This is a genomic window from Leptothrix toolikensis (SeqCode) (assembly GCF_057922285.1).
On sequence record NZ_JBYSVC010000098.1, the window covers coordinates 1 to 7,997 of the forward strand.

11 protein-coding genes are annotated in these 7,997 nt (G+C 60.9%); 2 read left to right on the plus strand and 9 right to left on the minus strand.

Annotation, left to right across the window (positions count from 1 at the left end):
• The 8 genes from AC3VI7_RS11340 to AC3VI7_RS11375 form a co-directional block, all read right to left on the minus strand.
• Nucleotides 1-916, minus strand: a 916-nt coding sequence (locus AC3VI7_RS11340; protein ID WP_489671535.1) for an ABC transporter permease, incomplete at its 3' end; no start/stop codon positions are given.
• A 4-nt stretch (nucleotides 917-920) separates the two neighbouring features.
• Complete coding sequence (locus tag AC3VI7_RS11345) at nucleotides 921-1,571, minus strand: phosphatase PAP2 family protein (RefSeq protein WP_489668014.1); 651 nt, start codon at nucleotides 1,569-1,571, stop codon at nucleotides 921-923.
• Between the two features lie 65 nt (nucleotides 1,572-1,636).
• Nucleotides 1,637-1,996, minus strand: coding sequence for a hypothetical protein (locus AC3VI7_RS11350; RefSeq protein WP_489668015.1), 360 nt, complete (start codon nucleotides 1,994-1,996; stop codon nucleotides 1,637-1,639).
• An 84-nt stretch (nucleotides 1,997-2,080) separates the two neighbouring features.
• Nucleotides 2,081-2,443, minus strand: coding sequence for a roadblock/LC7 domain-containing protein (locus AC3VI7_RS11355; RefSeq protein WP_489668016.1), 363 nt, complete (start codon nucleotides 2,441-2,443; stop codon nucleotides 2,081-2,083).
• Between the two features lie 66 nt (nucleotides 2,444-2,509).
• Entirely contained in the window at nucleotides 2,510-3,106 is a 597-nt protein-coding gene (locus AC3VI7_RS11360) for a protoglobin domain-containing protein (RefSeq protein WP_489668017.1), read from the minus strand.
• Nucleotides 3,107-3,389: 283 nt separating this feature from the next.
• On the minus strand, nucleotides 3,390-4,154 hold the full coding sequence (locus tag AC3VI7_RS11365; RefSeq protein ID WP_489668018.1) for a class II glutamine amidotransferase: 765 nt from the start codon (nucleotides 4,152-4,154) through the stop codon (nucleotides 3,390-3,392).
• Nucleotides 4,155-4,166: 12 nt separating this feature from the next.
• On the minus strand, nucleotides 4,167-5,411 hold the full coding sequence (locus AC3VI7_RS11370) for an NAD(P)/FAD-dependent oxidoreductase (RefSeq protein WP_489668019.1): 1,245 nt from the start codon (nucleotides 5,409-5,411) through the stop codon (nucleotides 4,167-4,169).
• 45 nt (nucleotides 5,412-5,456) lie between these two features.
• The gene (locus AC3VI7_RS11375; RefSeq protein WP_489671227.1) at nucleotides 5,457-5,894 is read right to left on the minus strand and encodes an energy transducer TonB; all 438 of its coding nucleotides are present in this window, start codon (nucleotides 5,892-5,894) and stop codon (nucleotides 5,457-5,459) included.
• Between the two features lie 94 nt (nucleotides 5,895-5,988).
• On the opposite strand from AC3VI7_RS11375, the gene trxC reads away from it, so the two are divergent.
• Nucleotides 5,989-6,408 (plus strand): thioredoxin TrxC, encoded by a 420-nt coding sequence (gene trxC, locus AC3VI7_RS11380; RefSeq protein WP_489668021.1) that lies wholly within the window; start codon nucleotides 5,989-5,991, stop codon nucleotides 6,406-6,408.
• A gap of 17 nt (nucleotides 6,409-6,425) precedes the next feature.
• On the opposite strand, the gene AC3VI7_RS11385 is transcribed toward trxC, so the two are convergent.
• On the minus strand, nucleotides 6,426-6,905 hold the full coding sequence (locus AC3VI7_RS11385) for an energy transducer TonB (protein WP_489668022.1): 480 nt from the start codon (nucleotides 6,903-6,905) through the stop codon (nucleotides 6,426-6,428).
• Nucleotides 6,906-7,057: 152 nt separating this feature from the next.
• Here AC3VI7_RS11385 and msrP point away from each other — a divergent pair.
• Nucleotides 7,058-7,997 (plus strand): protein-methionine-sulfoxide reductase catalytic subunit MsrP (gene msrP / locus AC3VI7_RS11390; RefSeq protein ID WP_489671536.1); only part of this gene is annotated, 940 nt, incomplete at its 3' end.

The window sequence follows — 7,997 nt, forward strand, 5'->3', positions numbered from 1 at the left end:
CGATGAGCCGGTAGAGCACGTCGGTCAGTAGGTTGATGCCCATGGTCAGCAGCGCCAGATAAACCGTCACCGCTTGGATGACCGGATAGTCGCTGCGGTTCACCGCCAGCAGCACTTCACGGCCCAAGCCGGGGATCGAGAAGAAGGTTTCGATCAAGAAGGAGCCCACAAACACACCCGGCAACTGCACGCTCACGTTGGCGACGATCGGGATCAAGGCGTTGCGCAGCACATGGCGCAGCAGCACGGCCCGCTCGCCCAGCCCTTTGGCGCGCGCGGTGCGCACATAGTCTTGGCCGATTTCTTCCAGGATGAAGCTGCGGTAGAGCCGCGTCTGCGGTGACACGCCCACCAGCACCGCCAACAGCACCGGCAGCGGCGCATAAAGCGCCAGATTGGTCCACAAACTGTTGCTCCAGCCCTGCACCGGAAACCAGCCCAGCTCAAAGGCCAACAACCACTGGCCGACGATGATGTAGACCAAAAAGCTGATCGACAGCGCCACCGTGGTCAGCACCATCAACAGCCGGTCGGTGAGTGAACCGCGCACCGCCGCCACGGCCAGCGCCAACAGCGTCGCAAGGGTGGTATCCAGCACCAAGATCGGCAGCATCACCGTCAAGGTCGCCGGCAAGCGGCTGGCCAGCAACTGACTCACGGGCTCATGCGTGGCCCAGCTCAGGCCCCAGTCGAGGGTAACGACTTGCTTCAAGAACAAGCCCAGCTGCATCCAGAGCGGCTGATCCAGCCCCAGCTGAGTGCGAATCTGCTGCACCTGCGCCGCAGAGGCATTCAGCCCACCCAAGATCTCGGCCGGATCGCCGCCAAAGCCTTTGAACAGGCCAAACACCAGCAGCACGACCCCCAGCAGGGTTGGCACGCTCTGGCCCAGCCGCCGCCATAAGTACGCTTTCACGCGCTCAAAACCGTTTCTTGAAGCCGACGAAGACACCGTCTTGAGTCAGGCCGAGCAAGAAGGGCGTGTCGCGCTTGGCGATCTTGACGCCGACGTAGCCACCAATCGCGCCGCCCACCAAGACGTCAGAGAGCCAGTGGCCGTTGGCCATCATGCGGGCCTTGGCCATGTAGACCGGCACCGCCAGCAAGCCCCAAACCGCTGGGTTGCTGTCGGCATAAAGGGCGATGGCCGGAGCCACGGCGGCAGCCATCATGGCGGTTTCGCCGCTGGGGAAACTTTTGTAGCCCGAGCCCGCAAACCAGTCGTCGGGGCTGGTCGATTCGGAGGGGCGCTTGCGCTTGAAGGTGTTTTTCATCACCTCCGTCACCATCGCCGTGGCGACCATGCTGTCCATGGTCTTCCAAGCCAGCTTGCCGGCGTTGGAATCGGTGCCTTCCCACAAGGCCGTGCCGATGGCCGCGCTCAAAACGATGCCGTCGGCCAAGTACTGGTTGTTGCGCGACCAGATGCCGTTGTCATGACGCGGCTGCCAAGAGTCCATGCCCAGCAACCCACCACCGGCTTGGGCCACGCCTTGAGCCAGCACCAAAGCCACGCCCAAAGCCCACAGACCCCAGACCCGCAACCCACCACTTCGCAAAAAAGCAACCATGACCCCACTCCGTCAACGCCAACCGATCCATCAAGGCCGGCGATGGTAACAAGAGCGCCGCTTGATCAGACCCGAATCAGCGCATCCATGTGTTTCACGGCCATACGGGCTTGGGTCAGGTCGCCATGGTATTGATCAATGATCAAATAAATGAATATCTCTTGGCAAACACTGACTTGTCGAACAATATGATAATGACCGCTCAAAACAAAGAATAAACACTTTGCTGGTATTTTCTTTCTTTTGGCATTGATAACATCAAATCGGGCTCGAATAATCTGGGCATTATCCAAAGAAACCAAATCAACTTGAAAATCAGGCTGGGACATCGAAGCCAATACGCGACGATCATCCACGTCGATCAGCGCTGCTGCGATAAAACCATCCAAGCCACACAGGGCTTGGATGATGTTTGACGTTGCCATAGAGCCTCCCGTTTTGACGCGGGTTGTCTATTATTTGTCTAGGACATATTATGGGTATGAATAGACAACCCAGCCCACACCCTCTTAAATGATCTTGCTGATGCTGTCGGCAGCGCGTTTGACGTCGAGGAAGATCAAACCCAAACGGGCATTGGCCTTGAGCAAGATCGTGACCACGGCGTCGTGGCCAGCGTGGACCATCAGCACGTAGCCGCGCTGACCTTTGATCAGCACTTGCTCCAGCTCGCCCCGGGCCAGCTCACGCGCGGTGCGGTCGCCCAAGGAGAGCATGGCGGCACTCATGGCACCCACACGGTCTTCGTCCATGCTGGCCGGCAGCAAGGAGGCCATCATCAAGCCGTCGGTGGAGAGAACAGCGGAGGCTTCAATATCAGCGGTCGAGCCGTTGAGTTCTTGAAGAATGGAATTAAGTACGTCTGCGCGCATGGCAAAGCTCCCGAAGAAAAAACCGAAATGAAAAGGTACTGAAGGGTGTGCTGAGGGGCGAAGGGCTCAAATGCTGCCAAGTTGCTCACGCACCTCAGCAAGGAGCACGTTGATCTCTGACTTGAACATGCGCTCCAGCAGAGCGGGCTTGAAGCCCGTGATCCGGATCACCGTTTCGAGGTAGTAGACCAAGTAGCTTTCAGCGGTGATCGCTTGGGCGGTCAGCGCCAGCCGTTCGACGCTGCTCATGATCTCGCGGGCCAGCTCGGGGCTGCCGACAAACTCAGGGGTGACGCGTGAGCGCAGCCAATCCAGCACCCAGACCCACATGCCCATCATCATCGGGTTCTTGACCCCCACCTTGATGTGGACAACGCCGACCAGCGACTGCCAAGCCCAATATTTCGCATCGAACGGCCCGGCCAAGGTGCGCTGCCACCAGCGCCGCAAGGTGGTTTCACGATCAGAGCGCGCACCGTGACCGATCAGGGTCGCCATTTGCGGGTTAGCTTGGATCGTGTCGTAAAACCCCTGCACCAGCTCATCTTCCATGGCCAGCAGTTGGTCTCTGAAGCGCATCAACAATTCAGCATCTGCGGCTGAGAATCGTTGCCCTTCAGGAATATCGCCGATGATTTTATCTGTGGTTTCAAAAATGTTCATATTGGACCTCCTAACGACTTATGACATTACCAAAAAAGTATTTTTAGACCTATTGACATGGGTCAATTCTAGGTGCAATGGACGCATGTAAGCCTAAAGACAGCCGCCCTTTGCGTCACACAATCGTCAAAGTCGTGAATATTTATTGCTGTGCCGCAGCAACCCCTATGGCCAAGGCAAAATATAAGCGCAGTAAGCATATAGTAAGCATATAGTAAGCATAGAAATATTGTGGTTATTATTGACAAAATGCACAGCTCAACTGGCTTTTTCTTATTCGCCATTAATCATGGCGAAACACCCGCTCGCCATCCTTGAACACCGCCAACTCGCCCGGCCGTAGCGCCTGCCAAGCTTCGTTGCGCGTTAACGGCTCCGTCACGATCACCGCCACGCGGTCTTGGGGCGTGGTGTGGCGAGCAAAGTCGATCTGCACGTCGTCGTCGCGCAACTCAGCCGCCGTGAAAGGGTGACGGCGCAACACGTAGTGCAGCTTGGTCGAGCAATGCGCCCACAAGGCCTCACCGTTGCTGAGCAAAAAGTTGAACGTGCCGTGCGGCGTGATGCGCGGCACCAGCTCGGCCAGGGTTTCAGTCAGGGCTTCGACGGTGGGCAGGCTGGCGTGGTTTTTGGCCAGCTCTTGCATCAACCAGCAAAAAGCGCGCTCGCTGTCGGTGCCGCCCACCGGATGAAAAGCCGCATGCAGCTTGGGTTGAAAGTGGGTCAAGTTGCCGTTGTGCGCAAACACCCAGTAGCGCCCCCACAGCTCGCGCTGAAACGGGTGGGTGTTTTCCAGCGCCACCCGGCCTTGGGTGGCCTTGCGGATGTGGGCAATGATGTGGCGGCTCTTGATCGGATACGTGCGCAGCATCTGCGCCACCGGCGAGAGATGCGCGCTTTGGTCATCGACAAACAACCGCACGCCGGGGCCTTCAAAAAAGCCGATGCCAAAGCCGTCCTTGTGCTCGACCGCACGCTGGGCAAAGCCGGTGAAACTGAAGACCAGATCGGTCGGGGTGTTGGCGTTCAAGCCAAGCAATTGACACACAGGGAACTCCGTTTATTCGGTAAAAAACCGCAGCCAACCCTTCAGGCTGAACAAGTTGCCGGGGTTGCTGGTTTCGTTCAGCAACCCCGCCATGCGGCGATGCAAGCGTGGACTGCGGCGCGCACGCCAAATCACCAGATCAGTGAGCCACGGTTGGGCATTGACGCGGTTGGCACGCTCATAGAGATCAAAGCGCGGTTTGAGCCGGGCCAAGCGCGCGTCATAGTCGGCGCGAACCTCGGCGTCCGATGCACCGGCCAAGATCGCTTCAGCCGCGTGGATGCCGGTTTCCATCGCCTTGCCGATGCCCTCGCCCGTGAAGGCATACGTGCTGCCGATGGCCTCGCCCACCGCCAACAAGCCCGCTCGACTGTGGCCCGCACCGTCGAGGGAGCAGCGCAGCGGCGCGCCTTTGAAGTCCCCCACCAGCGTGCCGCCTGCCATCAAAGCCTGCGCCGGGGGGTAGCAGCGCGTGAAAGCGTCGAGCACGCTGCGCAAATTCACCTCCGGCATCGGCTTGCCCCGACCGGGCAGGATGCCGACGCCGATGTTGAAGACATCGCCGCCCACCGGAAAGATCCAGCCATAGCCCGGCTGCAAGCTGCGGTGCCAGACCACATCCATGCTGCGGATCTGCGCTGCCACGGCGGGGTTGTGGACATAGCCGCGCAGCGCAATGCCACTGGGGCTGCGGCGCTGGCACAAATCGACAGCGGTCAGCGGCACCAGCGCCGCCCCGGTGGCCAAAATCACCCAGTCCGCGCGGATCTCGAACGAGCGTTCGCCTTGACGCAACCAAGCACCGACCACGCGTCCTTGCGGGTCCAGCACCGGCTTGTCGAAACGCATCGGTGCCACAAAGCGCGCCCCCGCTGCGATGGCATGGCGACACAGCAACTCGTCCAGCACCCGACGCGGCAACACCGCCAGCCCGCTCACCGAGTCCCCCGGCAGATCAATGCTGCCGCCGCTCGGCCCGACACAACGCACCGCCGCAACCCGATGGGCGCGGGCCATCACGGCCTCCAGCACCCCAAGCCGCGCCAAAGCTGCATGGGCATCCGGGATCAGCCCATCGCCGCAGGTCTTGTCACGCGGAAAAGCCTGGGCGTCCACCAACACCACCTCCCGCCCGGCGCGTGCCAAAAGCGTCGCCACCGCACAACCCGCCGGCCCAGCACCCACCACCAGCACGTCGCAGCGCGCGGGCAGATCAGAGGTGGGCAGGGCGGCGCTGGGTAGGGTGCTGGCATGCATGGTGGGGGTGGATTCTAGGGATGCCGATCACCATGGCCCGATCCCCTACTGCGGCACATGCTCTACCCGCAAGCGCACGCAGCAATAACCCGTCGCCCGACCCAAGTGCATGGGCGGCTGAAAGCGCCAGCGAGGCAGGGATTGAAAGGTGAGGCGACTCAGATCCTCGGCCCCCCTCCCGGAGTGGTTGTGCATATCCAAGTCGATCACTCGGCCCTCGGCATCAATGGCAAAGCGAGCCTCGACTTCGCCTTCCGTAAAGGCCTTGGGCATCACCATCTTGGTCAAGCGCAGTGGCCGATCCAACCCCTTGGGTTGCTGAGTGCGCAGCTGGGCCGCCGCTTGACGCATACCCACCTCCCAAAAATGCCAGGTGTTGCGCAACTCAAGCGCCACGTCCTCGCCTTGAACCATCGGCCCTCGGTCACTGGGCGCACTTGGTGCATTGGCACAACCCGCCAAAGCCATCCACACGGCCAACACGGCAACCCTCGCACCGCCCCACCGGACAATAGAAAAGACTTGAAATTTATGCTTCACACCCATACCTTGATGGGTATCCAAACCGGAGGTATTCATGCTGATCACCTGTAGCCATTGTCAAACCAAGAACCGCGTGCCCGATGAGCGTTTGGCGCACGACCCAAGCTGTGGGCATTGTGGCAAGGCGCTGCTCGACGGCCATCCGGCCGAACTGAGCGACGCCAACTTCGGCGCGGTGGTGAGCGGCACCGAGTTGCCGGTGGTGGTGGATTTTTGGGCCGAATGGTGCGGGCCTTGCAAGATGATGGCCCCGCAGTTCAAGCAAGCCGCCGCCCTGCTCAAGGGCCAAGCGCTGCTGGCCAAGGTCGATAGCGACGCCTGCCCGCAAAGCTCGGTGCGCCACCGCATCCGCTCCATTCCCACCATGGTGATGTTCAAGAACGGCGAAGAAGTGCGCCGCGTCAGCGGTGCGATGTCGGCGCAGCAGATTGCGCAGTGGGTGACGCACGGTTAAAGCGATACGCGACGCGACTACTCATTGGGCAGGTACTCCAAACGCAGGCGCACACAGCAATACGAGGTCGGCAAGCCGCCCTGCGTCGGCGGGCTGAAGCGCCACAGCGGCAGCGCGCTGGCGGTATCCGCCAGCACCATTTCAGCCCCCACACTGAAGAGCCGGCGCATCTCGACGTTGATGACATGTCCCTGCGAGTCGATGGCAAACCGCACCGAGACCTCGGCCGATTTGGTCGGTCGGGGCATCACCACCGACACCAGCTGTAGATGCTGATCCAGACCATCGGGATGCTGCGCGTTCAACTGCTCCGCAGCGTGATCCATGCCAAAGTCCCAAAAATGGTTCGAGTTACGCAAAGACAACTCAATCTCGTTGCCCTGCACCATCGGCATGTCGTTCAGGTTGATCGGGGGAAGTTGGCCCACGGGTGGCAGCGACGGTGTACATCCCGCCAAGAGTGCCGCCATCAAAAGATTCAGGCGTAGGCTGTTCATGGTTTTCTCCTCGTATCGAGCGCCGCCCCCTTGAGACCGTGTACTGTTTGGCGCGCCGACGCCTTGATCATGCGCCACGTCTTTCAAGCGACCACGATCTAGCGCAAAGAGTTGTCCATGCCAGCCCATTCCCCAGCCTCAGGAGCCCCCCCATGTCACGCCCAGGATTTGAGTTGCCTGCCCACGAGATCACACCGCGCGCGGTGGTTGAAGAGCGCCGGCGCTGGTTGCGCCACGCGCTGGCCGGGGGCTCGGCCTTGGCGCTTGGGGAGTTGGGCGGCTTGGGTGCGTTGAGCCACGCCGCCACCGAACGCCCCGGCAAGTTGGCGGCGCTGGCCGGTGGCGCGTCGAAAGTAGCTGGCGCGATGGTGCTGGATCGGCCCACGGCCTATGGCGACGCCAGCAGCTACAACAACTTCTACGAGTTCGGCACCGACAAGAGCGACCCAGCGCGCAACGCCGGCACGCTGCGCACCTGGCCGTGGACGGTGACGATTGAAGGCGAGGTCAAGCGGCCCAAGACCTACGACTTGGATGAGTTGCTCAAGCTGGCAGCGCTGGAGGAACGCACCTATCGCCTGCGCTGCGTGGAGGGCTGGTCGATGGTGATCCCGTGGGTCGGCTGGTCGCTGGCTGAGTTGATCCGGCGCGCCGAGCCCACCGGCAACGCCAAGTTTGTCGAGTTCCACACCTTGGCCGACCCGAAGCAAATGCCCAAGCTGAGCGCCAACGTGCTCGACTGGCCCTATGTCGAAGGCCTGCGCCTTGACGAAGCGCTGCACCCGCTCACCCTTCTGGCCTTTGGCATGTACGGCGAAGTGCTGCCGAACCAAAACGGCGCGCCAGTACGACTGGTGGTGCCTTGGAAATACGGCTTCAAGAGCGCCAAGTCGATCATCAAAATCCGTTTGGTCGAAAAGCAACCCGCCACCGCTTGGGTCAAAGCCGCAGCGCGTGAATACGGTTTCTATTCCAACGTCAACCCCAACGTCGATCACCCCCGCTGGAGCCAAGCCACCGAACGCCGCATCGGCGAAGACGGCCTCTTCAGCCGCAAACGCACCACCCTGATGTTCAACGGCTACGAAGCCC

Excerpts from the sequence above, each read along its gene's own strand:
- AC3VI7_RS11345 (WP_489668014.1), bottom strand. The coding sequence starts at position 1,571 with ATGGTTGCTTTTTTGCGAAGTGGTGGGTTGCGGGTCTGGGGTCTGTGG.
- AC3VI7_RS11350 (WP_489668015.1), bottom strand. The coding sequence starts at position 1,996 with ATGGCAACGTCAAACATCATCCAAGCCCTGTGTGGCTTGGATGGTTTT.
- AC3VI7_RS11355 (WP_489668016.1), bottom strand. The coding sequence starts at position 2,443 with ATGCGCGCAGACGTACTTAATTCCATTCTTCAAGAACTCAACGGCTCG.
- AC3VI7_RS11360 (WP_489668017.1), bottom strand. The coding sequence starts at position 3,106 with ATGAACATTTTTGAAACCACAGATAAAATCATCGGCGATATTCCTGAA.
- AC3VI7_RS11370 (WP_489668019.1), bottom strand. The coding sequence starts at position 5,411 with ATGCATGCCAGCACCCTACCCAGCGCCGCCCTGCCCACCTCTGATCTG.
- trxC (WP_489668021.1), top strand. The coding sequence starts at position 5,989 with ATGCTGATCACCTGTAGCCATTGTCAAACCAAGAACCGCGTGCCCGAT.
- AC3VI7_RS11385 (WP_489668022.1), bottom strand. The coding sequence starts at position 6,905 with ATGAACAGCCTACGCCTGAATCTTTTGATGGCGGCACTCTTGGCGGGA.